This is a genomic window from Bacteroides sp. CAG:633, from assembly GCF_000435115.1.
GTDB lineage: Bacteria > Bacteroidota > Bacteroidia > Bacteroidales > Bacteroidaceae > Bacteroides > Bacteroides ndongoniae.
Genome location: NZ_FR883028.1, coordinates 38,245 through 40,182, shown reverse-complemented (window position 1 = coordinate 40,182; position 1,938 = coordinate 38,245). Strand labels below are relative to the sequence as shown.

Genomic DNA, 1,938 nt, shown 5'->3' with positions numbered 1-1,938 from the left:
CCTGGTTCAAAATGCCGGCCAAGCCAAGCACCAGCAGCGGCAGACTATAGGAAAGCATGCGTCGCAGCAAGGCCCGGTCAAGCGCATAGCGGAAGCCGCGCAATTCGGGTATCAGGCAAAGCATCACAGTGGACGTACATATCAGGTTGAACAGGAAGGCATAGCCTACGTCACTGCCTTTCATCCACACGTAATAGGCCAGGTTGAGCGCAATGTTCAGGAAGATGAACAGCAGCTTCAGCGCGGCAAACTTGATGGGACGCTTCTTGTAGCGAAGATAAGCGAAGGGAATGCTCTGAAATGCGTCCATGGCCACAACGGCCATCATCATACCCACGTATTCGGGATGCTCGGCATAACCCAGCAAACCGGCAATGGGTTGCAAAAACAGCAAGCCCAACACCAGAAACGTAAGCGCCACTCCGCCTACTCCCAACAGCGTTGTGGAATAGACCCGCATCGGGTCGTCCTTGCCGTTATTGGCGAAGCGGAAGAAACCCGTCTCCATACCGAATGTAAGCAGTACCAGTGCCAACGCCACCCAGGCGTATATATTGGTCACTACCCCATAGCCTCCCGACTCGGCCGACATGGCAAGGGTGTACACCGGCACGAGCAGGTAGTTCAGAAAACGCCCTACGATGCTACTCAGACCGTAAATGGCTGTTTCCTTTGCAAGCGATTTTAAATTTGCCATAACCAAATACTTCTTCTTAGTCAAACAGAGACGGCTGTCTGCCGTCGCCGCTATACAAACTGCGTCCTAAATGTTTGTATGCCAACTCCGTCACCTCGCGTCCGCGCGGCGTGCGCTTGATGAAACCTTCTTTGATGAGGAAAGGCTCGTACACTTCTTCGATAGTGCCGGCGTCCTCGCCCAATGCGGTGGCGATGGTAGTCAGCCCCACGGGACCGCCACGAAACTTGTCGATGATGGTGGTCAGAATCTTGTTGTCTATCTCGTCGAGCCCGTACTTATCGATGTTCAGGGCTTCGAGGGCAAACTGGGCAATTTCGGTGTCGATGCTGCCCGATCCTTTCACCTGGGCAAAGTCGCGTACACGGCGCAACAGGGCATTGGCGATACGGGGCGTACCACGGCTGCGCGATGCGATTTCGGCCGCGGCTCTGGTAGAGCAAGGTACGTTCAGAATCTGCGCCGAACGGCGGATAATGCCGGCCAGCACGTCGTCGTCGTAATACTCCAGGTGCAGGTTGATGCCAAAACGGGCACGGAGCGGCGCCGTCAGCAGACCGCTACGCGTCGTTGCCCCTACCAGCGTAAAGGGATTCAAATCAATCTGTATGCTGCGTGCCGAGGGACCCTTGTCGATCATGATGTCGATGCGGTAATCCTCCATAGCCGAGTAAAGGTACTCTTCCACTACCGGACTGAGGCGGTGTATCTCGTCGATGAAAAGCACGTCGTTGGTCTCCAGACTGGTCAGAATGCCGGCCAGGTCGCCCGGTTTGTCGAGCACAGGGCCGGAAGTAATCTTGAAGCCCACGCCCAGTTCGTTGGCGATAATGTTCGAAAGTGTCGTTTTTCCCAGTCCGGGAGGGCCATGAAGCAGGACGTGGTCAAGAGCCTCGCCGCGCAGGCGAGCAGCCTTGACGAAAATGCGCAGGTTGTCTACCACCTTGTCCTGCCCGCTGAAGTCCTCGAAACTAAGCGGCCGGAGCGCATTCTCAAAGTCCTTTTCCTTGCCCGAAGCCAATTGCTGGCTGCGTATGTCAAAGTTTTCCTGTTCCATTTTTTATTTCCACATTCTACACGGCATGCCACTGATGGCGCACACCGTTCTTGGCACGTGCAAAATAACTAATTAATTTTGGAATAACCGAAAAAGGGAGACGCTTTTCGCAAGCAGAGACCACCGCCTTCTGCCACACTTGCACGGCTCGCGAGCGACACTTGCAATACATTTGTGGGACACT

At 54.8% G+C, this 1,938-nt stretch carries 1 protein-coding gene and 1 pseudogene; both read right to left on the bottom strand.

What is annotated here, in order from left to right; all coding sequences use genetic code 11:
- Nucleotides 1-697, bottom strand: a pseudogene (locus QVP67_RS04330) (oligosaccharide flippase family protein); the annotation flags it as partial.
- 16 nt (nt 698-713) lie between these two features.
- The gene (gene ruvB / locus QVP67_RS04325) at nt 714-1,754 is read right to left on the bottom strand and encodes a Holliday junction branch migration DNA helicase RuvB (RefSeq protein WP_022162326.1); all 1,041 of its coding nucleotides are present in this window, start codon (nt 1,752-1,754) and stop codon (nt 714-716) included.
- Nucleotides 1,755-1,938: the final 184 nt, after the last annotated feature.